The organism is Nonomuraea recticatena (genome assembly GCF_039533245.1).
GTDB classification, from domain to species: Bacteria; Actinomycetota; Actinomycetes; order Streptosporangiales; family Streptosporangiaceae; genus Nonomuraea; species Nonomuraea roseola.
Map to the genome: position 1 here is coordinate 20,626 of NZ_BAAATE010000024.1, position 24,337 is coordinate 44,962.

Consider the following 24,337-nt stretch of genomic DNA (forward strand, 5'->3'; position numbering starts at 1 on the left):
GCTGGCGGCGACGGTGACGCTGCCGGAGGGAACCGCACCCGTGGCCGGCTGGCCGGGCGTGGTGGTGGTGCACGAGATGGACATCGGCAGCGAGGCGGTCACGTCGCGGGCGAACACCAAGCCCTCGATCCTCGGAGCTCCAGTATGGAGAAGAACATGTCGGGGGGAGAATGGCCGTGCGCATTTCCACGGAACCTCTCGGCGCCGCTTCCCTCTGAACGTGCGCTTACGAGCCGGGACGCGTGGTCACCTGCAGCAGCGGTCGGTCCTGACCGGTGAACGCCTCGTAGGGGCAGGTGATCAACTCCTGATCACGCGACTCCCAGCCCTGCAGCCACTTGCGGAACTGCGGGTTGTCTATCTGGAGCGAGCCGTCGGGACGCAGCCGCCCGACCGTGTTGGCCGGGTGCGAAAGGCCGACCGTGCATTTGCCCAGCCGGCCGTCCGCGCGCACCAGCAGCGAGTTGGCGCGGGAGGCGTAACACACCTCCTCCGGCTCGAACAGACCATCGCTTCTGTCGCCGCCGAGCACGATCTCCTCCAGGGCGGCGAGCCGCTCGTCGTCGGGGTCGCACACGTCCATGGACGAATCGTTGGGGCCGCCCAGGCGTACCACCCGCTTCAGGTACACCAGGAACCTCGGGTCGGCGAGGAACACGTCCCTGAGCCGGGTGAGGAACGACGGCATCGCCGACAGGTTGGCGGGGGTCAGGTGAACGCGCAGCAGGATGCGCGCGTTCACCGAGCTGTCGCGGATGGACAGCAGATTGCGCCAGATCTGTTCGAACGAACCTCTGCCGTCCGCGCGTACACGAGTGCGATCGTGGTGGTGGCTGGGTCCGTCCAGCGACACCTGATACCGGCGGATGCCCAGTTCGGCCAGGTGTTCGGCGGCCGAACCGTCGAGCAGATATCCGTTGGTGGTCATGTCGCTGTCGTACCGCAGATCTGTCGACGCGCGCTGCACCGCACTCGCGTGGGACGCCACCTCCTCGACGACCGAGCGGGCCAGCATCGGCTCCCCGCCGAACCATGAGATCTGCAGATGTGTCAGCTCACCGGCGCGGCGGTCGATGAGGTTCTTGACGCCCTGAACGACCTCGGGTCGCATCCGCCCGATGGCGAAATCCTCGTAACAGTAGGTACACCGGAAATTGCACTGCTCGGTCGGCAACAGAATCAGATGCAGCCTGTCGTTGCGGAACGAGGTGACCATTTCCCTGTCGAACGTGGACAGGGCCGTTTGTTGATTCACGCTCACTTTTTGGCACAACCTGAGGTGCAGTTGCCGCCGAAACAGTTGTTGGCGCTGTGGCCGGGGCTGTGGCCAGGGTGAGGTGTCAGCCGCATCCCACTCACGATGGCCGCCATGGCCTGGGCGACGGCTGGATTCTGAATCGTGACCTTACCCTCTTCGTCGACGCTCACATCGTCCATCCGGACGACCATGGATGGTTCCTGACCGGCCATAGTCACTCCTCTCCTGTTTTCCGCCGAGGTCGCTGGGCATGCGAATGTCCGAGAGCATGCACGGCTACTCGAGGCACGTACCCGGGGCGGTCGCAGGCAATAGCAAAGACACATCTAAAGCGCGGCCTATCGGGGCGAAGTGGCGTGGACGACCCCCGCTTTCCGGTTCGGCGCCTGAGATCGACTGCCGACGGCATCAAGCAGCACGGCGTCGAAGGCGGTCAGCGCGATCCCGGCGGCCAACTGCGGGTACAGATCGGTGTCGGGATCGAGCTCCAGGCGGCGAGCCAACTCCGCCGCCAGGTCGTCGCGCCACTGCGCCTGGCGCTCCACGAAGCGTGCGCGCAGGGCGGGGATACGCAGAATCAGCTGAACCACCCGCAGCGCCTTGTCGGCGTGGTCGGTGCAGGAAGCGACGGAGACCCAGACGGCGTGCCGCAGCGCCACGGAGGGCTGCTCCTCGATGGGACGGGCCGCCAACTCCGCGCGAATGCCGCTACCCATGTCGGCCAGGAACTGGACGACCACGTCCTCCTTGGACGCGAAGTACCGGAAGAACGTACGCCGGGACACGCCGGCCGCCGCCACGATCTCGTCGACGGTGACCGCGTCGAACCCCTTCAGCGCCAGCAGGTGCAGGAAGCCCGGTGCGCAGCCTGCTCGCCCATCCCGGTTACACGGCCACCAACCTGCAGTTGAGTGCGCCGATCGGGTGGTTGCGGGTGGTGTTCGGTCGCATCGGCAATCCGCTGCTGGCGCAGACGCCGGAGCGTGGAGCGCTGCCGCAGCTGTACGCGGCGACCGATCCGCACGTGGAAGGCGGCCAGTTCATCGGCCCTGACGGGATGGCCGAGCTGCGCGGCGGGCCGACGCGGGTACCGCTGTCACCCGCGGCGGCCGACACCGAGACGGGACGCCGGTTGTGGGAGGTGTCGGAACGCCTGACCGACCTGCGGTTCACGTTCCCGACCCCTGTCTAGATCACACCGAGAACCGGCGGTCTCGGACGGTGGCACTGTGGTTCCAGATCAGCGGCTGGAGCTCGGCCGCCTCCCCCGGCACGTTCTCGCTCGACAGCACCTCTCTGCGGGAGACCGTGGCGACGGACACGCGCCGGCGATAGTCATGGAAGATCTGTACCTCACCGTCGCTGCGGCACAGCTCCCACCGCGGGCCTTCCAGCTCGGTGTACGCCATGCCCTCGTACGCGTGGTCGTTCATGGTGGCCACGTGGACGGCCCACGAACGGAGCAGGGAGGGCTCGGCTCGCACACGGAGCACCCCGTTCAGCCGCGCCACCTCGGCGGCCCTGCCGAAGTTCGCCGAACGCCACAGAAACTGATCGCTTTCGGCTCGGTCGGCACGCCATGCGTCCATCGCCGCGTCGAGCCCCCAGGTATGCCATCGGACGGTTCCCGAACAGGCGGCTTCGGGAGCCGGAACGCGGCGGCTGAGCTGCCCGGTGGTGCGCGCCGGCAGATGCGTCAGATGGGCGGGAACGAGGGCGATGGGGTCGCCCTGCTCGGCGTCGAACGGGTTGGGGTCGATGAATCGCCGGTCGATGATGACCACGGTGTCGGGCTGCCGTTGGAAGGACAGGCCCCACAGCAGTCGGCTGAGTACGCGCGCGCCATGCGGATCAGAGAGGATGTGCCAGGTCTGGTGGAAGAAGTTCGTGGAGAAGCGCGCCCGGGTGCCGGGACGCAGCGTGATGACGTTGTAGTCGCGTCCGTCGGCTCGCAGGCGGTGGCGATGAAGCTTGAGGCGGTCTCCCGCCTGGCAGGTGTTCGACGGCCTGGGGCGTTTACGCTCCGGCATGACTGGCCATGGTCTTCCCTTCCTCTCGTCGATCTCATGGAAGCCTGCCTGCCCAGGTTTTCTCAACGGGATTTCGGCGTGCGCGCCGCCCCCGGCTTCCCGGGGGCGGCGCGTCGGGTCAGGCGTCGAGGTCGTCGAGAGGGCCGAGGTCGAACTGGTTGAGGCGGTCCGGGTCGGCGATCACGTCGATGGCGGTGACCTTGCCGTCCGTGACGACGAAGCCCATGACGGACAGCGGTCGTCCGCCCGCGGCGACGACCACTCCGGCGGCTCCGTTGATCAGCGCAGGACGCGCGAACGGCGAGAGCCTTCCGAATGTGACCGCCTGCGCGGCCACCGTCCGCGCGCCGTGGAAGGTGACGGTGTGGCGGGCGCGCGCCGTACCTCCGTCGGACCGGAGGACGACATCGGGGTCGAGTACGGCGACGAGCGCGTCGAAGTCGCCGTCGCGGGCGGCGGCGAAGAAGGCGTTGACGACGTCACGCTGGCGGGTGAGGTCGGAGTCGGGAACCGGGGCCTGGCCCTGGACCCTGCGGCGGGCGCGGCTCGCGAGCTGCCTGGTGGCGGCCGGGGTCCGCTCGATCAGCGGGGCGATCTCGTCGAACGGCACGGCGAACATGTCGTGCAGCACGAACGCGAGCCGTTCGGCCGGCGTCAGGGTCTCGAGCACCACGAGCAGCGCCAGCCCGACCGAGTCGGCCAGCAGCGCTTCGTGCTCGGGGTCGGCAGCCTTGCCGTCCAAGCTGATGATCGGATCGGGCATGTGGACCTCGAGGGGGTCCTCGCGCCGATTGTCGCGCGAGCGCAACGCGTTCAGGCACAGCCGTCCCACCACGGTGGTCAGCCAGGCGCCGAGGTTCTCCACGTCGCTGGTGTCGGCGCGGCTGAGGCGTAGCCAGGCCTCCTGGACGGCGTCATCGGCCTCGCTCACCGAGCCGAGCATCCGGTAGGCCACCGCCCGCAGACGGCCCCGATGCTCCTCGAAACGCCTGGCCAGCAACTCGCCGTCGTCCACCGTGTCACATTCCTTCCTCGCCGGTGTCGTAACAGTAGCCCCGCGAGAAGCCGTGGATCCGACCGGGGGACTCGAGCCGGCACGTCGCGGTCAGAGGCCGTCCACGACGCCTTCCTCCCCTTCGCCTACGCCAACAGTGACCCCTGCGCATCCTCGGCCGGTTCCGCGATCATGCAGGGTGTGACAGTCCTCCGGTTCCTGGCGCTCGGTCTTCTCGGTGGCGTGATGGCGATCCCCCTGTTGTGGGGCCCACGAGGCAGCAGCTTCGAGCACGCCCGTCTTTCGGCTCTCATCGGGCTTGACGCGGGTCAGTTCGTCACCGTGCCGGTCGGACTCCTGATCAGCGTCGTGCTTGCCGGCCGGCGGTTGCGGACACGTCCTCCTGGCTACGTCCTCGGCGTGGTCACGATCGCGTTCGGCGCGCTGGTCGCGACGCAGGGCTGGGCCACGGTGAGCTGGGTCGAGGGGCGACCTGGAGGGCTCGGGGATCCGGACGGGGAGTTCGTCATGGCGGTGCTGGCTCTCTTCTCCGGGGTGTTCACAGTGGTTGTCGGTGCGGTCATCGTCCTGGTTCGAGCGCGTGGGGCCGGTGCCCAGGAAGAGAGCGGCGAAAAATCGATTCTCCGTTCGCATCCGCTCTCGTACACTCGCCACGAACGGCGCGCCGCCACCACACCGCGGCGCGCGATCTGACGATGGAGGGGAGCCGGCCGTGCGCTACAGCACCGTTTCGGTCATTCCCGCTTCTCGTCACGAGGTGATCATGGTGTCTTCGTCGGCCCGGTCTCGGCTGCGCGGCCGTTACCGGATGTTCCCCTGACGACCACCTGATTCCTGTCAAGGCCGTCGGGAATCGCGCTGTCCTTTTCGGATCCTCACGAAGGGCCCAAGGCTGTGCGCGCCAACCCGCACCCCCACCACACCGACCAGCTGAACGACGTCCGCAACCTGGGCATCCTGGCCCATGTCGACGCCGGCAAGACCACCATCACCGAACGGATCCTCTACGTCACCGGCGCCACCTACAAGAGGGGCGAGGTGCACGAGGGGACGACCGTCACCGACTTCGACTCCCAGGAGCGCGACCGTGGGATCACCATCTTCGCCGCGGCCGTGAGCTGCGCCTGGGACGGTCACCGGATCAACCTCATCGACACCCCCGGCCACGTCGACTTCTCCGACGAGGTGGAGCGCTCGCTGCGGGTGCTCGACGGCGCGGTCGCGGTCTTCGACGGTGTCGCCGGGGTCGAACCGCAGAGCGAGTCGGTATGGAGGCGGGCCGATCGGCACGGCGTGCCGCGCATTGCCTTCGTCAACAAGCTCGACCGCGCGGGCGCCGACCTCGACGCGGCGGTCGAGTCGATCCGCGAGCGGTTGCACGGATCCCCGCTGGTGGTCCAGCTGCCGATCGGGCGGGAGGACGGGTTCGTCGGAGTGGTGGATCTCCTGCGCATGCGGGCGCTGGTCTGGGCCGAGGGCCAGGACCGGGCCGCGGAGGTTCCGGTACCCGACGACCTGCGCGAAGAGGCGCGGCGGCGCCGCCGCGTGCTGGAGGAGGCCGTCGCCGAGCTGCATCCGGTCGCGTTCGAGGAGTTCTTCGCGCAGTCGGCGATCTCCGCGACGACTCTCACGACCGCGCTGCGCGACCTGACCCGTACCGGCGAGGCGGTGGTGGTCCTGTGCGGATCGGCCTACCGCAACCGCGGGATCGAGCCGCTGCTGGACGCCGTCGTGTCCTACCTGCCGTCGCCGCTGGACGTGCCGACGATCACCGGCGCCCAGGACGGCGCGGTACGGGAGCGGACCGCCGATCCGGCGACGCCACTGGCCGCGCTGGTGTTCAAGGTGAGCTCCACCGCCACCGGGCGGCTGGCCTACCTGCGGATCTACTCGGGAACGATGCGGAAGGGGGACACGGTGCTGGACGTCGGCGCGGGGCGCACCGAGCGCGTCGGCCGGATCCTGCGCGTACAGGCCGACCGGCACGCCGAGGTGGACAGGGCGGTGGCAGGGGACATCGTCGCGGTGATCGGGCTGAAGTCGGCCCGTACCGGGGCCACCCTGTCCGCGCCTGAGGCTCCGCTGCTCCTCGAGCCGCCGGCCACGGCCGACCCTGTGGTCTCCGTGGCGGTCGAGGCTCGCAGGAGCGCCGGTTCGGACCGGTTGGCGACGGCGCTGGCGCGGCTGGTGGAGGAGGATCCTTCGCTGGCCGTACGGACCGATGCCGAGACCGGGCAGACGCTGCTGTCGGGGATGGGCGAGCTGCATCTGGAGGTGGTGGTGGAGAAGATCCGTCGCGACCACGGCCTCGACGTGGCCGTGGGGCGACCGCAGGTCGCCCTGCGGGAGACGGTCGCCCGCGGCGTGTCGGGCCTGCTGTACCGGCACGTCAAGCAGGACGGCGGCGCGGGCCAGTTCGCCCATGTCGTCCTCGACGTGGAGCCGTTGGACGTCGCCACCGGCTTCGCGTTCCGCTCGGCCGTCGTCGGCGGAAGGGTCCCGCGCGAGTACGTCAGGGCGGTGGAGGCCGGCTGCAGGGACGCCCTGGCCGAGGGCCCCCTCGGTGGTCACCCTGTGACCGGCCTGCGCGTCACGCTGACCGACGGAGCCACCCACTCCAAGGACTCCTCGGAGCTGGCGTTCCCTACGGCGGGCCGCCTCGCGCTGCGTGAGGCCCTGCGCGCCTGCCGGATGGCGCTGCTGGAGCCGGTGGTCGAGGTCGCGGTCACCGTGCCGGAGGACGCCGCGGGCGGAGTGCTCGGCGACCTGGCCGCACGGCGCGGCCGGATCTCGGACACGACGGCGAGGGCCGGCACGGTGGTGATCACCGCGACCGTGCCGCTGGCCGAGGTGTTCGGCTACGCGACGAGGCTGCGCAGCAGGACGCAGGGCCGCGGAACCTTCACCACCCGCCCCGCCGGCTACGCCCCTGCGCCGGACGAGCAGCCGTCCCGATAGAACCCGAGGACGGCCCCGCCCCACCGGGCGGGGCCGTCCTTCCCCCTCGGATTCCCGTGAAGAAGGCGCGGAACCGCCGGGTACATGCCCTGACCCACATCCCTCCCCTACGTACGCCCGAGGGACGACCGACGCGTCCGATCACCGAGAGGTGCCTCGACGCCCCCGAGCGATTCTCGGTGATCTCCGATCGGTACTTCACCGGGGATCACGATCCGGAGGCTGCGGGCGTGGTCTTCGAGTGAGGCGTCGGCGGAGTCCGTGACTCAGGCGCTCCTGCGGATTGTCCAGGTCAGCAACAGGGGGAATACGACTGCCCCTGCGAGCATGCCCACACCGGGGCCGGTGCTGCCGACCGCGAGGCAGACGAGGCCCGACACGGCCAGCACCGACGGCAGTACCAGGGAGGTGAGTCTGAGCTGCCGCTTGAGGACCTGGGCGAGTGCACGCGCCACCTCGTCGGGAGTGGGTTCGTATGTGACCGTGAAGTCCACTGTGCCGCCTTCGTCTGATGGGGGTGTCCATCATCGCGCCGTACACGGGTGGAGGTGGGCATGGAGCCCGCATCGCGCCGGGGGGTGGCCCGCCTCACGGGCGGGCGGACGGCACAGGGCCCAGCGAAGACCAGCTCCGCTCGTCTCCCCAGATGGAGGACGCGTCCACATAGGGACGCAGCAGCACGATGAGCTCCTCGTCGCCCCGTCCGTTGAGCTCGTCCTCCGCTATCTGCCGCGCCGCCCCCGCGAGCAGGTCGGCGACCTGGACCCGGGCGTCCAGACGGGAGTCGACGAGCCTCATCCCGCTCAGCCGGGCCTCGGGCGTGGCGGAGAGGATCTCCTTCAGTTGGGCGATGCGGGCGTCGGTCAGCAGGGTCTGCCGGTCGTGGACGACGGAGACGGGCCGCACGCCCTCACCCCAGTGGACGACGGCCTGGACGATGGCGGGGACCAGCAGGTCGAGCGCGGGAATCATCGCCGGGTCGTCCACAAGGCGCGTCCTGTAGGACTCCATCCTCGGCCTGGCCCGCGAGAGCAGCTCCATGATGTGTCCAGCTCGCCCGCCCGCGCCGTGCAGGCGCAGGGCGTCGACCAGCTCGAAGGCCATGTCGACTGACACGCTCGAACCGCGGCCGTTCCTGGCGCGCAGCAGCTCGTTGAACGTCTCGAGAAAGGCCGTCCACCGCTCGGGTCCGAACGCCTGCTCGCCGTCGCGATAGAGAGCGGCAGCCATGGACGTGCCGTCCTCGAGCAGGTCGACGATCCTCCTCACGACGTGGAAGGTCTTGTCGATGAGGAAAACGTGCGCCTCGCCGTGAAGCGGGCTCGACGAACCGAGCAGCCACTTGAGTGCGTGCCGATGCTTGCTGCGGCGGATGATGCTGGACTTGTACTCCAGAGTCGGAGAAGGCGCCCTGTTCCTGATCTCCTGGATGCACTCCGCCGCCGACTTCTCCGTCAGTCTGAGGCTGGCGTGCGCGAAGACGGTCGTGTTGCCGCCGATGAGCTTCTCGCCCTCGGAGCCGGACTCGTCGCAGGCGATCTCGGTCGGTGCTCGAGTCACGATCCCATTCCCTCGGGAGGGGAGCAGCTGGCTGACAAGTGTCGCAAAGCGCAGCAAGGCCCTCAAGCGGATTACCTGGCACCGGGGTCCGTCAAAATGGGGGCATGAGCGAACAGTGGCACGAGGTGGGGGATCGGGTCTTCGTCAGGCGGCACGAGTCCTATGACCTGAACGTCGGCCTGGTCGTGGGCGACGGTCACTGCCTGGTGCTCGACACCAGGGAGACGGCGCGAAGGGCGAGCGACCTGGTCGCGGCGATCAGGAGGATCACACCCGACCCCTGGACGGTCGTCAACAGCCACGCCCACTTCGACCACTACTTCGGCAACGCGATGTTCGTCCCCGCCGAGATCTGGGCCCACGCGAGGGCCGCCGAGGAGATCGAGAAGGACGGCGAGGCGGTGCGCGACAGGGTGGCGGCGGGCAGGGAGCCTGAGGCCGCCGACGTGGAGATCGTGGCGCCCGACCACACCTTCACCGACAGGGCGACCCTCGACATCGGCGGCAGGCCCGTGCACCTGCGCTACTTCGGCAGGGGGCACACCGACAACGACATCGTCGTGCACGTCCCCGACGCTGGAGTGATCTTCGCGGGCGACCTGGTGGAGGAGGGCGCGCCGCCCGCCTTCGACGACGGCTACCCCCTTGACTGGCCAGGCACGCTGACGGCCATGCTGGCCGACCTGCCCGAGCCGGTGATCGTCCCGGGGCACGGCGCGGTGGTGGACCGCGCCTTCGTGACCACGCAGCTGGGCGAGCTGGCCATGACCGCCGACCTGGCGCGACGCGCGCACGTCGAGGGCCTGCGCGACCTGATCTCGCAGATCCCCTACCCACAGGCGCTCGAACGAGCCTTCCTCCAGCTCGACGAGGTCGGCTGACGCGGTTGCCATGAGGGTCGGCGAGCTTCACCCCAGATGTGCGGTTCCTACCGGCCCTCGTGCAGGACGGTCGTGGCGCTGGGCCGTACCGCTGGCCAACAGATAGGCGACGAGGGAGGCCTTCCGCAGGGGGCTGGCCTCCCTTCGCCTGCCGCCCTCTACGCCAGCCTGATCACGCCCTTCGAGACCCTGATCCTCCTGCGGGCCAGCGCCCGCTTGGCGGGTCCGTTGACCACCGCGCCCGTCGTGATGCTGAACTTGCTGCCGTGGCAGGGACAGTTGATCGTGCCGCCGCTGACGCTCGCCACCGTGCACCCCTGATGCGTGCAGACGGCGCTGAACGCCCTGAACGTGCCCTTGGTCGGCTGGGTCACCACGTATTTGCCCCTCAGGATCTTCCCGCCTCCGACGGGGATCGTCCTGGTCTTGCTCAGGACCGGTCCCGCCGCCGCCTCCGCGGGACTGGCCCACAGGAACAACGCTCCCGCTCCCGTGACGCCACCTCTGATGATCAGTGCCCGACGTGTGATCATGCTGGCCTCCTCACAGTGGCTTCACGTATGCGGGAGCCGTCCGGTTCATCGGGAACCTCGCGACGAGCCCCCCGTCCTGTACGGCCAGCGTCCCGCCGTGCAGGGTCGCGATGTCCCTGGCGATCGGCAGGCCGAGGCCGACGCCGCCGCCGTCCCTCGCCCTCGCCTCGTCCAGCCTGGTGAAGCGGTCGAAGACCGCCTCCCTGTGCTCGTGAGGGATCCCCGGCCCGTCGTCGAGCACCTCGAGGACGGCCTCGCCGTCCTTCTCGTACACGCGGACCTCGACGGTGGTGGCGGCGTGCCGTACGGCGTTGTCCACGAGGTTGACGACCAGGCGGGAGAGGTGACCGCGCGAGCCGTTGATCACCACGTCGGGGCTGATGTCCATCACCACGGACTTGCCCGGCCGCGCCGACTCCTCGGCCGCGACCTGGCCGAGGTCGAGCTCCTCTGTCCTGAGCGGCTCGCCCGCGTCGAGTCTGGCCAGCAGGAGCAGGTCGCCCGCGAGCGCCTGGAGGCGCGCGAGGTCGGCGAGCGCCTCGGTGGTGTCCTCCGTGGGAGGGGCCAGCTCCAGCCTCGCCCTGAGCGTCGCGATCGGGCTGCGCAGCTCGTGCGCGGCGTCGGCGACGAACCTCTTGTGCCGCTCGACCGCCGTCTCCAGCCGGTCGAGCGTGCCGTTCACGGTGGTGGCCAGCTTGGCGATCTCGTCGCCCGAGTCGGGGACGGGCACGCGCTGGTGCAGGTCGCGGGCGGTGATGTCGGCCACCTTGGTCCTGATGGCCGCCACGGGGGCCAGTGCCCTGCCGACGGAGAACCACGTCATCCCTGCCACCACCGCGAGCAGGAGGGGCACGCCCGGCAGCAGGAGGCCGTTCAACGTGGCGAGCGCCTCCTCGGCCCCCGCCAGCGAGGCGCGGCCCCACACGGTGATCGTGCCCGACTTCGTGGCGACGTCCATGGTGGCCACCGCGAAGTCGTCGGTCGTCTGCCAGGGGATCGCGGTGCGCGTGGTGGCCGCGTTGACAAGCTGAACATCGGGGTCCGTGGCGACCGTGGTGAGCATGGCCTGCTGCGCGGGCACCGCCTCGACGGCCATCGGCACCGCCGAGACCACCTTCCTGGCCGCCTCGGCGTTCGCGCTGCGTTCCAGGCTGCCCTTGAGCGACGAGACCAGGACCGCCGCCGCGATGCCGAGCGCGACGGCCACGACGATCGTGGCCGCGATCGTGGCGCGAAGCCGTACGTTCATGCCGCCTCCAGCCGGTAGCCCGCGCCGCGTACGGTCACCAGCGTCGTCCTGCCGAACGGCAGGTCGATCTTGCGACGCAGCGCGCTGATGTACACCTCGACGATGTTGGGGTCGCCCTCGTAGCTGAAGTCCCATGCCTGCGCGAGCAGCTCGCTCTTGGAGACCACCTCGCCGGGCCTGCGGGCCAGGCCGTGCAGGACCGCGAACTCCTTGGGGGTCAGCGCGATCTCCGTCTCGCCCCTGCGGCAGCGCAGTCCGGCCGGGTCGATGGTGAGGTCGCCGACCGTGAGCGACACGGGGCGCTCCTTGCCTCCTCGCCTGACCAGCGCGCGCAGCCTGGCCAGCAGCACGACGTAGGAGAACGGCTTGGCCAGGTAGTCGTCGGCGCCGTTGTCGAGAGCCTCCGCCTCGTCGTAGACGCCGTCCTTGGCGGTCAGCATCATGATGGGCGTCCAGTTGCCCGCCTCGCGGAGCTTCGAGCAGATCGCGTAGCCGTTCAGCCTGGGCAGCATGACGTCGAGGACGATCACGTCGTAGTCGTTCTCCTTGGCCATCCACAGCCCGTCACGGCCGTCGTAGGCGACGTCGACGGCGAAGCCCTCGCCGGTCAGGCCGCCCTTGACCAGGTCGGCCAGCCTCTTCTCGTCTTCGACCAGTAGCACTCGCACGTCCATCAGGGTGCCTCACGCCACCTAAAGCCAACCTGAAGATCGTTTCGGGCGCCTTCAGGGTGCCTTCAGGTTCGGAGCGCCAGGCTGCGAGCGTTCCTTCCCGAACAAAGGAGATGACATTGTTCAAGCGACGTATCGCCGCTCTGGGCGCCGTGACCGCCCTTCTGCTCGCCGGTGGCCTGGTGGGCTCGGCCAACGCCTCCGACGAGCCGCCCGTCAAGGCGGGCACCTGCGTGACCAGCGACGGCAAGACCTTCGACTTCACCCAGGCGGTGCCCGCGCACAAGATCGAGGGCAGCGCGGTCGCGATCAAGGTGGACGACGCCGGGGTCGAGACGACCAGGCCCGAGGGCGTCGAGAGCGTGGAGCGCTGGAGCGAGACCACCGACGCCGTCGCCGCCGTGCCGGCGCAGCCCGCCAAGCCGAACGCCGAGGGCGGCGGCGAGAACATCCCGACCGTCGTCAGCGTGGCTCCGGCCCCAGGCGAGCCCTCCGCCCACGCCCCCGGCGACAAGGAGCTCGCCACGGCCGTCACCATCACCTGCACCGCCGCCAAGTAGCCGCACAGGGCACGGGGGTCCAGTACGGCAGGCTTCAGGTGAAGGACGGGTGCGGGCCGAGCGCCCAGTACTCGAAGAGCCCGTGGCCGACCTGCCCGTCATACTCGAAGCGTCCGACCGCGTCCACCATGCCCCACATCCGGTCGGCGTCCTCGGGCAAGGTGTAGGTCACCCCCTCGACCACGGGCTCGCTCCCCTGGTACATCCCGTGCTTCCAGCCGGGCTCCAGGCCGTACCCGGTGCCGACCATGAGGTGGACGGGCAGGATCGGCGTGCAGCGCACCTCGATCTTCCCGATGGTGATGGTGGCCTCGACGACGTCGCGGGTGCCGGGGGCGTAGACGGGGTGGTACTCAGGACGGCCGAGATACTCCTCCTCCCTGCCGTCCGACCACACCCTGACGGCTTCCTCCAGCACCCTGCGCCCCTTCTCGTCCTCCTGGACGATGCAGAGGATGGCGTGGTCCTCGAACTGCATGGGGGCGTAGAGCCAGTAGAAGGTGCCGGGGTTCTTCACCTGGATGCCGGGGGGTTCGGGCTCGCCGACCGGCCGGATGCCCCATGAGCGGTCCCTGGTTCCCATCCAGGTGTCGACGGGGATGGTCCGGGAGTCGAGGACGATGCTGCCCGACCAGTTGCCCGTCTGGGCCATCCGCACGGAGTCGAAGATCACGCGCTCCTGCCAGCGGACGAAGTGCCGAGGCTCGAGCGTCGCCGGGATCGCGCCCGTCCAGGTCAGGTCGAAGGAGAGGCCATGCTCGTTCGGTTCGAGCACGACCCTGAGCCGTTTGAGCCCTTCGAGGACCTCGATCCTGAACGGGCCGACCCCGGTGTCCATGCGGTCGAGTCCGAGCTCGCGCGAAGCTCGGACGACCCGGTGCACATGTGCGTGCCGTACGACGGCGAAGGCGTCGGTGACGCCCAGATTGGGGTACTGCCCCATGCCGACGATGAGCATGAGCTCGTCGGAGCCAGGGTGGCAGTTGAAGTAGTAGCGATCGTAGAAGTTGCGATCTGACGTAGCGACATGCCGCATGACCTCGGGGGCCTGGTGGATCGGTAGGTCGTCCAGCGGTGACAGGGTCATGCGCTGGTTGTAGCAAGCGCTTGGTTAAAGGTCAACGCGGCCGTGCCTCGGGCACGGCCGCGTTGAACCGTCAGGACATCTTCTTGGCGGCCTGGTCGACCTTTTCGGCCGCCTGCTCCGCGTTCGACGAGACCTTGTCCGTTGTCTGGTCGGCTCGTTCACTGACCCAGCGAGAGGCGTCAGAGGCGGAGTCCTTCATGTGGTCGGTCCACTGCTGGGCATTGCGCCGATAGAACATGTATCCGGCCGCGCCCAGCGCGAGGCCGGTGACAAGGACGAGCGTCGGCCACCGGCGGGACTTCGCCGGTGTCGGGTCGATCCTGCTCGCCGCCTGGGTCAGCAACGCGCTGACCGCAGGGGCGATCTGATCCTCGACCCTGTGTGCGGCGCCCTCCAGTTTGGGAGCCGCCCAGTAACGGGCGTCCTCGATCCGGTGCGCGGCCGCCACCTTGGCCTGGTCCGCCACCGGCACGAGCCGATCTCCGGCTCGCATAGCCTGGGCCTTCATTCGGCCCATCACCGTCGCGGGCATTTCGACCACGATGCGGCGCTTTCTGAGTGTCAGGGACACGTCAACCTCCCCAGTCGTTTGGGGCCCCGCAGCGTGACCTTCCCGGTACAAGGCGGCTCAATCATGACGAGCCGTGGGAGGATGCTTGAACGGCCCCATCGGCCGTGACATCCAAACCATCACAGAACAACCCTGTGCACAGAGGGGGGCAGCTGTCTCGTGGCTGAGAAGCTGATCGCGAACATGCAGACCAACTATGGTCTGATCAAGATCGAACTCTTCCCGAACAAGGCGCCGAAGACGGTCCGTAACTTCGTGGAGCTCGCCGAGGGCACCAAGGAGTGGACGCACCCGGGCACCGGTGAGAAGAGCACCGATCGCTACTACGACGGCACCATCTTCCACCGCGTCATCTCCGGATTCATGATCCAGGGTGGCGACCCGCTCGGCCAGGGCATCGGCGGCCCCGGTTACGAGTTCGACGACGAGATCCACCCCGAGCTGGTCTTCAACAAGCCCTACCTGCTCGCCATGGCCAACGCGGGCATCCGCTTCGGCAAGGGCACCAACGGGTCGCAGTTCTTCATCACCGTGGGGCCGCAGCCGCACCTGAACCGCAAGCACTCGATCTTCGGTGAGGTCATCGAGGGCCAGGACGTCGTCGACACTATCGCCAGGGTGGAGACCGGTCGCAACGACCGCCCCGCCAAGGACGTCGTCATCGAGTCGCTGACGATCGACCGCGTCGAGGCCTGACGCGCGGGCGGGCCCGCTCGCCGCAGGAGAAACGTGCCCGACGGACCACCAGCACGATTTGGGTCCAGCGGGCACGTTTCTCATGAGTAGGCTGGCGGTCAGTGGACGAGAAAGGCTCCTCATGACCAGCCAGCCGCCCAGCCCTCCTTCGCAGCCCGCGGAGCAGGTCCCGACGTGCTACCGCCATCCGGGCCGTGAGACGTGGGTCCGCTGCCAACGCTGCGACCGGCCCATCTGCCCCGACTGCATGCGCGACGCCGCGGTGGGCTTCCAGTGCCCCGAGTGCGTGGCCGAGGGCAACAAGACGGTACGGCACGCCCAGTCGGTCTTCGGCGGTGCCGTGGTCAGCACGCCGTACGTGACGTGGGCGGTTCTCGGCATCAACCTGCTCGCCTTCGCCCTGCAGTGGCTCACAGGACAGCAGATCACCACCGACTTCGGCATGTGGGTCGCCGGCGTGGCGATCAACGACCAGTACTACCGGATGATCACCGCGGCGTTCCTGCACGGCAGCGTCTTCCACATCCTGTTCAACAGCTACGCGCTCTACCTGGTGGGGCCGCAGCTCGAACGCGCCTTCGGGCACGTGAAGTTCACCGCCCTCTACCTGCTCAGCGCGCTGGGCGGCTCGGTGCTCGGCTACTGGTTCGACGACCCGCGCACGCTGACGGTGGGAGCGTCCGGCGCCATCTTCGGCCTGTTCGCCGCGATCTTCGTCGTGGGCAGGCGGCTCAGGTTCGACGTGCGCGGCGTGGCCGTCCTCATCGTCATCAACCTGGTGATCACGTTCGTCTTCCCCGGGATCAGCTGGACCGGTCACATCGGCGGCCTGATCACCGGCGCGGTGCTCGCCGCGGCGATGGCTTACGCCCCCAGAAGCCACCGCGTCCTGTTCCAGACACTGGCGCTCCTGGGGGTCTTTCTGGCGCTCGTCGCCCTGGTCGTGATCAGGACAGGAGTGCTGCTCTCCTGACTTTCCCCAGGCTGTGGAAAACCTGTGGAAAGAACTAACGCCAGCGGGTGGAAAGCACCACACCGAAGATGATGAAAACGAACCCGATGAGCAGGTTCCAGTTGGCGAGCGTCCCGAACAGGGGCGCTTGTGGGGCCACATAGTAGATCGCGATCCACAGGATCCCGATGATCCACGACACGACCATGGTCGGTGCCAGCCACCTCGGGCTGAGCTTGACCTCTTGCGACTTCTGCGGCGGCGTGTAAACCGCCTTCTTGCGTGTCTTCGGCTTGGGCACTGGATAACTCCTGCTGGCGGCCTGGGCCATCCGGACATTCCCCAGGCTCTATCGTGTGCCCAGGATAGTCGCCACGCGCGGAACATGGCGATCCCCGACATCCGCGAGCCCGCTGAATACGCTGACCAGCGTGAGGGCGCTGCTGAGGACGGCCGGTGAACTGACCATCACCGCGGGTCTGGTCATGCTCCTGTTCTGCGGCTACCTGCTCTGGGGCACCGGCGCCTACACTCAGCGCCAGCAGCTCCTGCTGCAGAGCCAACTCGCCGAGGAGCGGGGCGACACGCAGGCGAAGTTGGGCAGGATCGCGCTCGGCAAGGCCGTCGCGCTGCTGCGGATCCCCAGGCTGGGCAAGGACTGGCAGTACGCCGTGGTCGAGGGCGTCGACGCCGAGCACCTGAAGAAGGGGCCTGGCCACTATCCGGGCTCGGCCGCGGCGGGAAGGGTCGGCAACTTCGTCCTGTCGGGTCACCGCACCACCTACGCGGCGCCTTTCAACCGCATCGACGAGCTGAGGCGCGGCGACGAGATCGTCGTGGACGCCCGTGAGGCCCGCTACACCTACCGCGTCACCTCGCAGGACATCGTGCAGCCCGAGGACGTCGAGGTCCTCGCCGCGGTGCCGGGCAAGCCCGACATCACCCCCGTCAGGGCGATGATCACGCTCATCAGCTGCCATCCCGAGTACTCGGCCGCCCAGCGGCTCATCGTGTACGGCGTGCTCAAGGGCACAGAGGCGAGAAAGGTCTGACGTGTACGGCTGGATCTGGCGTCATCTGCCCGGCTCTTTCGCGGTGCGGCTGCTCACCGCCCTCGTCCTGGTGGCCGGAGCGGGAACCGTACTCTGGTATGCGGTGTTTCCACTACTAGAGCCCGCTGTGACGCTGGATGAGGTGACTGTCCGCAAATGATCCTTGTGGTGGACAACCACGACAGCTTCGTCCACAACATCGTGCAGTACCTGCGCGAGCTGGGCGCGCTGTGCGACGTCCTGCCGCGAGACGTGGTGGCGGTCGAGGACGTCGACCGCTACGACGGCGTGCTGGTCAGCCCCGGCCCCGGCACACCCGAGGCCGCGGGCGTCAGCGTCCCCCTGGTGCGGTACGCGGCCGAGCGCGGCACACCGCTGCTCGGCGTCTGCCTCGGACACCAGGCGATCGCCGTGGCGTACGGCGCGGCGGTCTCCAGGGCGCCCGAGCTCATGCACGGAAGGACGAGTGCGGTCACGCACGACGGCAGAGGGGTCTTCGAGGGGCTGCCGTCGCCTGTGACGATGACGCGCTACCACTCGCTCGCCGTACGGCCTGAGACGGTGCCTGAGGAGCTCGAGGTGAGCGCTCGGACGGCGGAGGGGGTCATCATGGGCCTCAGACACCGCTCGGCGCCGATCGAGGGGGTCCAGTTCCACCCGGAGTCGGTGCTGTCGGAGCACGGGCACTGGCTGCTCGGCAACTGGCTCAAGTCGATCCTGTAACACCGCGGGCCTCCGGAACGACTACTCAATGAACGTCCCCGCCATTGCCCCCGAGTGGCGGGGACGTTTCCATGCGACGTTCCGGAGCGAGATCTGCCCTCGAGTGGTGGGGGTAGCCGGTTCGGTTTCCCGGGTGAACGTCCCCGGCGTCCGATCCGCCCCCGAGTGGCGGGGACGTTTCCATGCGACGTCCGGACGTTCCGGCGTCCGATCCGCCCCCGAGTGGCGGGGCGCTTGGCGCGAGTCTTCGGTGACAAGGCAGCGGCCCTCTCCCGAGGTGGGAGAGGCCCGCTGTCAGGTCAGGGTCACGGGCCGAGGTCTGGGGGCTCGCCCGTGTCGTCCCCAGGATCCTCCGTCGCGTCATCGGTCGGGATGTCCGTCGGCTCCTCGGTCGGCGTGAACGTCGGCTCCTCGGTCGGCTGGACCTCAGGACCCGTGGAGACCACGATCGTGACCGTCGTCCTCTGGTTCAGGTTCGTCCCCGCCTCGGGGCTCTGGGCGATGACCGTGCCAGGCGGCTGATCGTTGGCCTGCGGGACGACCTTCACCTTGAAGTTCTCGGCCTTGAGGGTCCGCTCGGCGTCCTCCTGCGTCTGGCCGACCACGCTGGGCACCGGCACCTGCGCCTTGGGCACGTAGAGCTTGACCGAGGTGCCCTCCGGCACCGAATCGCCCGACTTGGGCTTGGTGTCGAAGACCTTGTCCTGCTCCCTGGAGGAGACCGCAGGGGTGACCACACCCTCGAGCCCGACCGCCTCCAGCGCCGCGCGCGCGTCCTCAGGAGACATGCCGATCAGGCCGTCGGGCACCTTGACCTTCTCGACGCCCAGAGAGATCTTGAGCGTGACCGTGGCGCCCTCGTCCACCTTGGTGCCGGCCTGCGGGTCGGAGCTGATGACCACGCCCTTCTCGACCTCGGCGCTGTGCTCCTCGGTGATCGCCGGCTTCAGCTTGAGGCTGACGAGCTTGGCCTCGGCGTCCTTCTGGGTCTGCGTCGCCAGCGGCGGCACCGTGATCTGCGTCGCGGTGGGCGTGCCCTCGGAGGCGAGGAACTGGTAGCCCACGAAGATGAACGCGCCGATGATCAGCAGCGGGATCAGGACCCACGCCGCGGTCTTCACCGCGGTGTTCCCGCCGCCGCCACCGGCTGCCGCGCGCCGCCTGCCCGCACGGGTGGGCGGCTCGCCCTCGCCGTACTCGTAGGGGGGGATCGCGCTGGTGCGCTGCGTGGCGTGGCCCGCGCCCTGGGTGGCGGCCATGGTGCGGGTGCCCGAGCCGTAGTTGTTGGACAGCGTCATCGTCTGCGCTTCGACCGGCATGCCGGACATCGCACGCTGTATGTCGGCGCGCATCTCGCCCGCGCCCTGGTAGCGGTGCGCGGGGTCCTTGGCCATCGCCTTCAGCACGATGGCGTCGGCCCACTTGGGGATCTCGGGGTCGATCTGCGACGGCGGGATGGGCTCCTCGCGCACGTGCTGGTAGGCGATCGCGACGGGAGAGTCACCGGTGAACGGCGGCTGCCCCGTCAGCAGCTCGTACAGCACGCAGCCGGTGGAGTAGATGTCGCTGCGGGCGTCGACCCGCTCGCCCCGAGCCTGCTCGGGGGAGAGGTACTGCGCTGTCCCTATCACCTGCGCGGTCTGCGTCATCGTGGCGGCGGAGTCGGCCATCGCGCGGGCGATGCCGAAGTCCATGACCTTGACGTCGCCGTTACGGGTGATCATCACGTTGGCCGGCTTGATGTCGCGGTGCACGATGCCGCCGCGGTGGCTGTAGTCGAGCGCCCTCAGGATGCCGTCGACCAGCTCGACCGCGCGCTCGGGCAGCAGCCGTCTGTCGGCCCTGAGCAGGTCGCGCAGCGTGCGTCCGTCGACGTACTCCATCACGATGTACGGCACGGGCGCGCCTTCGGAGGTGTCCTCGCCGGTGTCGTAGACCGCGACGACCGCAGGGTGGTTCAGCGACGCCGCGGACTGGGCCTCGCGGCGGAAACGGGCCTGGAAGGTGTGGTCGCGCGCGAGATCGGCCCGGAGCGTCTTGATCGCCACGATGCGGTCCAGCCGGATGTCTCGGGCGCGATACACCTCGGCCATGCCGCCACGCCCGACGACGCCGTCGAGCTCGTAGCGACCTCCGAGTCGCCGAGGCTGAGTCATTTCCTGCACTGTCCCTTACCGTTCATCTTGGGTACCGGCCGGCTCGCAGGCCGCCAGTGTCCATCATCGACCCCGCGACGCATCACGTCTCCTCGTTCGGCGGGATGGTTTCACCCGGGTCTGGGGAGCCACTTGATGTCACTGTTGGCGTCGGGGTGGGGGTTGGCGTTGGTGTGGGCGTCGGGGTCGGGGTCGGGGTCGGCTTCGGCGTCTTGGTCGGCCGCTGCGTGGGAGTGGCCGACGTGCTTACCGTAGCTGACCGTGAGGGTACCGGCCGTGACGTCTTAGGTGGAACCGTCGCGGGCCGTCGGGGTGGCGTCTTGGTCCTGCTCGGCTTCACGGTAGGACGCGTTTCCGCCGTTTTTGTGGGCTGTATCACGTTGGGCGTTTCGTTGGTGCTGAAATTGGCGATAGTGAACGTCCCAAGCCCCACGGCCGCCGCGGCTCCCGCCGTCGCGACCAGCACGATGGTGCGCCGTCGCCGGGGGCGCGGCGTCTCGGCGGCGGTCTCGGCCGCCCACGGCTCGGGATCGGTCGGCACCGGCCTGGGGTCGGTGGCGGCTCCGCCGTACGGCGGCTCGGTGGGCGGGTCGTACGGCGGGTTGACGCCTGCCCTGCCGGGGGGGTGGGTGCCGGGGGCGTACGGGGGGTTGGTGCCCGCGCCGCCGTACGGAGGGTTGACCCGGAATCCCGCGGGGTCGGTGAGCATCGACAGTTCGGTGCCGAGGTCGTCGGCGCCCAGCACCGACTGGCGCAGCACGAACGCCCTGTCGGCCAGCTCGCGCGCGCTCGCGGGCCGCATGGAGGGCTCCTTGGCGAGCAGCGCCATGACCAGCCCGCGCACCGGGGCGGGGATCGACTCGGGCAGCGGCGGCGGCGGCGCGCTGAGGTGCTGGAGCGCGATCGCCACCTGGCTGTCGGCGTGGAACGGCGTGGTGCCCGTCAGGCACTCGTAGGCCACCACGCCCAGGGAGTAGAGGTCGGTGGAGGGCGTCAGCGCCAGGCCCTGCGCCTGCTCGGGGCTGACGTACTGGGCGGTGCCGAGCACGGTGCCCGTCTGTGTGACGGGCGCGGCCTCCATGGAGCGGGCGATGCCGAAGTCCGTCACCTTGATCGTGCCCTCGCGGGTGACGAGCAGGTTGCCCGGCTTGATGTCGCGGTGGATGATGCCCGCCGAGTGCGCGGCCTGCAGCGCCTTGGCGGTCTGGTGGATCACGTCGAGCGCCACCTCGGGGCCCAGCGCTCCGTTGCGGGCGAGAATCGCCGACAGCGGCTCGCCGGGTACCAGCTCCATCACCAGATAGGCGAGGTCGCTCTGCTCGCCGTAGTCGAAGACCTGGGCGATGCCGGGGTCGGACAGCCCCGCGGTGATGCGCGCCTCGTTGCGGAAGCGGGCGAGGAAGCTCGGATCGGCGGCCACGCCGCCCCGCATGATCTTGACGGCGACCTCGCGGCCGAGCAGTTCGTCCCTCGCCCGCCAGACCTCGCCCATGCCACCGGCGGCGATGCGCGACACCAGGAGGTAGCGCTCGCCGAGCCTGCGGCTGGGAGAGGTCACTTGTTGAGCACCGCCTCCATCACGGCCTTCGCGATCGGGGCCGCGGTCTGGCCACCGGAGGCGTCGGTGCCGGCGCTGCCGGACTCGACGATGACCGCGACAGCGACCTGCGGGTCCTGGGCGGGGGCGAAGGAGATGAACCAGGCGTGCGGCGCCTTGCCCTGGACGGTCTGCGCGGTGCCCGTCTTGCCGCCGACCTCGACGCCGGAGATCTGGGCGCGGCTAGCGGTGCCGTTGTTGACGACGCTGACCATCATCTGCCTGAGCTTGGCAGCGGTCTCGGAGCTGACGGCCTCGGAGAGCTCCTCGGGCTCGGCTTCCTCGATGGTGTCGTTCTTCGCGTCGGTGATCTTCTGCACCAGATAGGGCTTCATGACCTTGCCGTCGTTGGCGATGCCGGCGGCGATCATGGCCATCTGGAGCGGCGTCATCTGGTTGCTGCGCTGGCCGATGGAGGCCTGCGCGAGCGCCGCCTGGTCCTCCTTGGGGCCGACGTCGCTCCCGGACACGCTCATGGGGATGGCCAGGGGCTTGCCGACGCCGAACTTCGCCGCCTGCTCGGCCATCCGGTCGTAGCCGAGGTCCATGCCGATCTTGCCGAACGGCGTGTTGCACGAGCGCTCGAGCGCGTAGACCAGCGGCACCTGGCCGCCACCGCAGGCCGCGCCGCCCGAGTTGGGCAGGTCGGCGGTGGTGTTGGGCAGGTCGAGCACCTGGGGGGCGGGGACGATCGTCTGCCCGTCGCGGCTGGTGTCATCCTCGAGGAAGGCCGCCGCGGTCAGCACCTTGTAGGTGGAGCCGGGCGGATAGGTGCGGTTGATCGCCCTGTTGACCAGCGGACCGTTGGTCTTGTCCTTGTCGAGCTTGTTGTAGGCGCCGAACACCGTCGGCTTGTCGGTGCCGGACAGCACGTTCGGGTCGTAGGTGGGCAGCGAGACCATGGTCAGGATCGCCCCGGTCTTCGGGTTGAGGGCGACGACCGCGCCCCTCTTGCCGCTGGCCGACAGCGCCTCGTGGGCGGCCTTCTGCGCCCTGGCATTGATCGTCACCTCGACGTTGGCGCCGCGGGTCGGCTCGCCGGTGAACAGGTCGATGCCCCTGCGCAGCAGCAGGTCGGGGTGGGTCGAGTCGAGGTAGCGGTTCTCGCTGTTCTCGATCGCCGACTGGCTCTCCGGCGAGAAGAACCCTGTGACATGCGCGAAGACCTTGCCGTCGGGATAGTTCCGTACGAAACGGAAGTCGCCCTTCTTCTTCTCCACCGACTGGGCCAGGATCGTGCCACCGGCCGTGATACGTCCGCGCTGCACGTCGTAGCGATCGTAGTAGTTGCGGATGTTTCTGGCGTCGGAGCGCAACTCCTCGGCCTTCAGGGCCTGCAGGTAGTTCACATTCAGCATGAGAAGGCCGAACATGACGAGACAGGCCACCGCCGCGCGCTTGAGAGTGCCGTTCATCGCTGGAACACCTGCGTCAGTCCTTCGTCCTGGATCGCCTGGGGCGGGGGGCGTCGGGCGGCATCAGACATGCGTACCAGCAGGGCGATAAGGATCCAGTTAGCGAGCAGCGCCGAACCACCCTGTGACATGAACGGCGTGACCAGGCCGGTCAACGGGATCAGATTCGTCACGCCGCCGACGATGATGAAGAGCTGCCAGGCGAGCACGAACGACAGGCCGCCCGCCAGGAGCTTGGAGAACGGGTCGCGGGCCGCGATCGAGGTGCGCAGCCCGCGCTCCACGATCAGCGCGTAGATCAGCAGCAGCGCCATCAGGCCGGTGAGGCCCAGTTCCTCGCCGACCGCGGCGAAGATGAAGTCGGAGTAGGCCAGCGGGATCTTCTGGGGGTAACCCTGACCGAGCCCGGTGCCCAGGATGCCACCCGCGCCCATGCCGAACATCCCCTGCATGAGCTGGTAGCTGCCGCCCACCTCGCGGTCGTAGAACTCGGGGGCGCTCGGATTGAGCCACACCTCGAAGCGGTCACCGACGTGGTCGAAGAGCTGCCCCGCGATGAATGCGCCACCGACGAACAGCAGGATCCCGATCAGCACCCATGAGGTCCGCTGGGTGGCGATGTAGAGCATCACGATGAAGCCGCCGAACAGCAGCAGCGAGGAGCCCAGGTCGCGCTGGAGCACCAGAACGCCGATGGCGACCACCCAGGTGATGATCACCGGACCGAGGTCCCTGGCGCGTGGCAGGTCGATGAAGAGCAGCCGCCGCCCGGCCAGCGCCAGGACGTCGCGCTTGGCCACCAGGTAACCGGCGAAGAAGACGACGAGAGCGATCTTGGCGAACTCTGACGGCTGGATCGAGAAGCCGAAGATGCTGATCCAGATCCGCGCGCCGAAGAACTCGCGGCCGAGGCCGGGGATGAGCGGGGACAGCAGCAGGATCAGGCCGATGAAGCCCGCGGTGTAGGTGAGGCGTTGCAGGGCGCGGTGGTCGCGCAGCACGATCAGCGTCACCGTGAAGAGCACCACGCCGACACCGGTCATGACGATCTGGTTGGTGGCCGACGCCTCCTCCTGGCCCCCTACCTCCAGGCGGTAGATCATCACCAGGCCGAGCCCGTTGACCAGCGTCACCAGCGGCAGGATGAGCGGGTCCGCCCATGGGGCGAACTTGGCCAGCACCAGGTAGGCGATCAGCATGAGGCCGCCCAGGCTCAGGCCGTACGTCAGCATGCCCGAAGGGATGGCGCCGTCGACGGCCAGACCGACGTTGGCGTAGGCCGCCATGACGATCGCCACGGCGCCGGCCAGCATGAACAGCTGCGCCGCGCGACGCTTGGCCGGCATGGGGACGGGGGTCGCGACCACTTCGCT

The 24,337-nt window shown here is 68.9% G+C and carries 27 protein-coding genes; 10 read left to right on the forward strand and 17 right to left on the reverse strand.

Going from position 1 to position 24,337, the window contains the following annotated elements:
- Positions 1 to 226 precede the first annotated feature (226 nt).
- The 3 genes from ABFX50_RS34710 to ABFX50_RS34720 all read right to left on the reverse strand — a co-directional run bounded on the left by ABFX50_RS34710 (position 227) and on the right by ABFX50_RS34720 (position 2,109).
- Complete coding sequence (locus ABFX50_RS34710) at positions 227 to 1,255, reverse strand: radical SAM protein (RefSeq protein ID WP_346152476.1); 1,029 nt, start codon at positions 1,253 to 1,255, stop codon at positions 227 to 229.
- A gap of 2 nt (positions 1,256 to 1,257) precedes the next feature.
- Positions 1,258 to 1,470, reverse strand: coding sequence for a hypothetical protein (locus ABFX50_RS34715; RefSeq protein ID WP_183652999.1), 213 nt, complete (start codon positions 1,468 to 1,470; stop codon positions 1,258 to 1,260).
- Positions 1,471 to 1,596: 126 nt separating this feature from the next.
- Positions 1,597 to 2,109 carry a TetR family transcriptional regulator gene (locus ABFX50_RS34720; RefSeq protein WP_346152671.1) on the reverse strand — a complete coding sequence of 171 codons (513 nt, stop codon included), beginning with the start codon at positions 2,107 to 2,109 and terminating at the stop codon, positions 1,597 to 1,599.
- 8 nt (positions 2,110 to 2,117) lie between these two features.
- Here ABFX50_RS34720 and ABFX50_RS34725 point away from each other — a divergent pair, with 8 nt between their 5' ends.
- Complete coding sequence (locus ABFX50_RS34725) at positions 2,118 to 2,450, forward strand: SDR family NAD(P)-dependent oxidoreductase (protein WP_346152478.1); 333 nt, start codon at positions 2,118 to 2,120, stop codon at positions 2,448 to 2,450.
- 1 nt (position 2,451) lies between these two features.
- Here ABFX50_RS34725 and ABFX50_RS34730 read toward each other — a convergent pair whose 3' ends face one another.
- Entirely contained in the window at positions 2,452 to 3,288 is an 837-nt protein-coding gene (locus ABFX50_RS34730; protein ID WP_346152480.1) for a hypothetical protein, read from the reverse strand.
- A 118-nt stretch (positions 3,289 to 3,406) separates the two neighbouring features.
- Positions 3,407 to 4,303, reverse strand: coding sequence for an RNA polymerase sigma factor SigJ (gene sigJ / locus ABFX50_RS34735; protein ID WP_346152482.1), 897 nt, complete (start codon positions 4,301 to 4,303; stop codon positions 3,407 to 3,409).
- 180 nt (positions 4,304 to 4,483) lie between these two features.
- Between sigJ and ABFX50_RS34740 the strand changes: the two genes are divergently transcribed.
- Positions 4,484 to 4,996 (forward strand): hypothetical protein, encoded by a 513-nt coding sequence (locus ABFX50_RS34740; protein WP_346152484.1) that lies wholly within the window; start codon positions 4,484 to 4,486, stop codon positions 4,994 to 4,996.
- Positions 4,997 to 5,197: 201 nt separating this feature from the next.
- Complete coding sequence (gene fusA, locus ABFX50_RS34745; RefSeq protein ID WP_346152486.1) at positions 5,198 to 7,261, forward strand: elongation factor G; 2,064 nt, start codon at positions 5,198 to 5,200, stop codon at positions 7,259 to 7,261.
- A 266-nt stretch (positions 7,262 to 7,527) separates the two neighbouring features.
- On the opposite strand, the gene ABFX50_RS34750 is transcribed toward fusA, so the two are convergent.
- Both ABFX50_RS34750 and ABFX50_RS34755 read right to left on the reverse strand, forming a co-directional pair.
- A complete protein-coding gene (locus tag ABFX50_RS34750) occupies positions 7,528 to 7,755 on the reverse strand; it encodes a hypothetical protein (RefSeq protein ID WP_346152488.1) in 228 nt (75 codons plus the stop codon).
- Positions 7,756 to 7,849: 94 nt separating this feature from the next.
- Positions 7,850 to 8,821: a DUF3800 domain-containing protein gene (locus tag ABFX50_RS34755; protein WP_346152490.1), complete on the reverse strand. Its 972-nt coding sequence runs from the start codon at positions 8,819 to 8,821 to the stop codon at positions 7,850 to 7,852.
- Between the two features lie 104 nt (positions 8,822 to 8,925).
- Here ABFX50_RS34755 and ABFX50_RS34760 point away from each other — a divergent pair, with 104 nt between their 5' ends.
- Positions 8,926 to 9,702, forward strand: coding sequence for an MBL fold metallo-hydrolase (locus ABFX50_RS34760; RefSeq protein ID WP_346152491.1), 777 nt, complete (start codon positions 8,926 to 8,928; stop codon positions 9,700 to 9,702).
- A 158-nt stretch (positions 9,703 to 9,860) separates the two neighbouring features.
- Here the strand turns inward: ABFX50_RS34760 and ABFX50_RS34765 are convergent, their stop codons facing one another.
- Genes ABFX50_RS34765 through ABFX50_RS34775 form a run of 3 tightly spaced genes read right to left on the reverse strand, consistent with a single transcriptional unit; the run spans position 9,861 to position 12,152 of the window.
- Positions 9,861 to 10,235, reverse strand: coding sequence for a QcrA and Rieske domain-containing protein (locus ABFX50_RS34765; RefSeq protein WP_183652967.1), 375 nt, complete (start codon positions 10,233 to 10,235; stop codon positions 9,861 to 9,863).
- A 10-nt stretch (positions 10,236 to 10,245) separates the two neighbouring features.
- Positions 10,246 to 11,484, reverse strand: a complete 1,239-nt coding sequence (locus tag ABFX50_RS34770; protein ID WP_346152494.1) for a sensor histidine kinase — start codon at positions 11,482 to 11,484, stop codon at positions 10,246 to 10,248.
- Complete coding sequence (locus ABFX50_RS34775; protein WP_183652961.1) at positions 11,481 to 12,152, reverse strand: response regulator transcription factor; 672 nt, start codon at positions 12,150 to 12,152, stop codon at positions 11,481 to 11,483. Before ABFX50_RS34775 ends, ABFX50_RS34770 begins: the two co-directional genes overlap by 4 nt.
- A gap of 122 nt (positions 12,153 to 12,274) precedes the next feature.
- Here ABFX50_RS34775 and ABFX50_RS34780 point away from each other — a divergent pair, with 122 nt between their 5' ends.
- The gene (locus ABFX50_RS34780) at positions 12,275 to 12,715 is read left to right on the forward strand and encodes a hypothetical protein (RefSeq protein ID WP_346152497.1); all 441 of its coding nucleotides are present in this window, start codon (positions 12,275 to 12,277) and stop codon (positions 12,713 to 12,715) included.
- A gap of 34 nt (positions 12,716 to 12,749) precedes the next feature.
- Here ABFX50_RS34780 and ABFX50_RS34785 read toward each other — a convergent pair whose 3' ends face one another.
- Both ABFX50_RS34785 and ABFX50_RS34790 read right to left on the reverse strand, forming a co-directional pair.
- Positions 12,750 to 13,802 (reverse strand): Rv3169 family protein, encoded by a 1,053-nt coding sequence (locus ABFX50_RS34785; protein ID WP_346152499.1) that lies wholly within the window; start codon positions 13,800 to 13,802, stop codon positions 12,750 to 12,752.
- A gap of 70 nt (positions 13,803 to 13,872) precedes the next feature.
- A complete protein-coding gene (locus tag ABFX50_RS34790; RefSeq protein WP_183652952.1) occupies positions 13,873 to 14,373 on the reverse strand; it encodes a YtxH domain-containing protein in 501 nt (166 codons plus the stop codon).
- A 159-nt stretch (positions 14,374 to 14,532) separates the two neighbouring features.
- Between ABFX50_RS34790 and ABFX50_RS34795 the strand changes: the two genes are divergently transcribed.
- Both ABFX50_RS34795 and ABFX50_RS34800 read left to right on the forward strand, forming a co-directional pair.
- Positions 14,533 to 15,069, forward strand: coding sequence for a peptidylprolyl isomerase (locus tag ABFX50_RS34795; RefSeq protein WP_425567468.1), 537 nt, complete (start codon positions 14,533 to 14,535; stop codon positions 15,067 to 15,069).
- 247 nt (positions 15,070 to 15,316) lie between these two features.
- Positions 15,317 to 16,042, forward strand: a complete 726-nt coding sequence (locus tag ABFX50_RS34800) for a rhomboid family intramembrane serine protease (protein ID WP_346127371.1) — start codon at positions 15,317 to 15,319, stop codon at positions 16,040 to 16,042.
- Positions 16,043 to 16,076: 34 nt separating this feature from the next.
- Here ABFX50_RS34800 and ABFX50_RS34805 read toward each other — a convergent pair whose 3' ends face one another.
- The gene (locus ABFX50_RS34805; RefSeq protein ID WP_183652946.1) at positions 16,077 to 16,322 is read right to left on the reverse strand and encodes a cell division protein CrgA; all 246 of its coding nucleotides are present in this window, start codon (positions 16,320 to 16,322) and stop codon (positions 16,077 to 16,079) included.
- A gap of 130 nt (positions 16,323 to 16,452) precedes the next feature.
- Between ABFX50_RS34805 and ABFX50_RS34810 the strand changes: the two genes are divergently transcribed.
- Genes ABFX50_RS34810 through ABFX50_RS34820 form a run of 3 tightly spaced genes read left to right on the forward strand, consistent with a single transcriptional unit; the run spans position 16,453 to position 17,796 of the window.
- Positions 16,453 to 17,073: a class E sortase gene (locus ABFX50_RS34810; protein ID WP_346152501.1), complete on the forward strand. Its 621-nt coding sequence runs from the start codon at positions 16,453 to 16,455 to the stop codon at positions 17,071 to 17,073.
- A gap of 1 nt (position 17,074) precedes the next feature.
- Complete coding sequence (locus ABFX50_RS34815) at positions 17,075 to 17,233, forward strand: hypothetical protein (RefSeq protein WP_346152503.1); 159 nt, start codon at positions 17,075 to 17,077, stop codon at positions 17,231 to 17,233.
- Entirely contained in the window at positions 17,230 to 17,796 is a 567-nt protein-coding gene (locus tag ABFX50_RS34820; protein ID WP_183652940.1) for an anthranilate synthase component II, read from the forward strand. Before ABFX50_RS34815 ends, ABFX50_RS34820 begins: the two co-directional genes overlap by 4 nt.
- A 305-nt stretch (positions 17,797 to 18,101) precedes the next feature.
- On the opposite strand, the gene pknB is transcribed toward ABFX50_RS34820, so the two are convergent.
- The 4 genes from pknB to ABFX50_RS34840 form a co-directional block, all read right to left on the reverse strand.
- Complete coding sequence (gene pknB / locus ABFX50_RS34825; RefSeq protein ID WP_346152506.1) at positions 18,102 to 19,952, reverse strand: Stk1 family PASTA domain-containing Ser/Thr kinase; 1,851 nt, start codon at positions 19,950 to 19,952, stop codon at positions 18,102 to 18,104.
- An 82-nt stretch (positions 19,953 to 20,034) separates the two neighbouring features.
- Positions 20,035 to 21,510 carry a serine/threonine-protein kinase gene (locus ABFX50_RS34830; RefSeq protein WP_346152508.1) on the reverse strand — a complete coding sequence of 492 codons (1,476 nt, stop codon included), beginning with the start codon at positions 21,508 to 21,510 and terminating at the stop codon, positions 20,035 to 20,037.
- Positions 21,507 to 22,964 carry a peptidoglycan D,D-transpeptidase FtsI family protein gene (locus ABFX50_RS34835; RefSeq protein WP_346152509.1) on the reverse strand — a complete coding sequence of 486 codons (1,458 nt, stop codon included), beginning with the start codon at positions 22,962 to 22,964 and terminating at the stop codon, positions 21,507 to 21,509. Before ABFX50_RS34835 ends, ABFX50_RS34830 begins: the two co-directional genes overlap by 4 nt.
- Positions 22,961 to 24,310 (reverse strand): FtsW/RodA/SpoVE family cell cycle protein, encoded by a 1,350-nt coding sequence (locus tag ABFX50_RS34840; RefSeq protein WP_183660306.1) that lies wholly within the window; start codon positions 24,308 to 24,310, stop codon positions 22,961 to 22,963. The genes ABFX50_RS34835 and ABFX50_RS34840 overlap by 4 nt, the downstream gene beginning before the upstream one ends.
- Between the last annotated feature and the right edge of the window lie 27 nt (positions 24,311 to 24,337).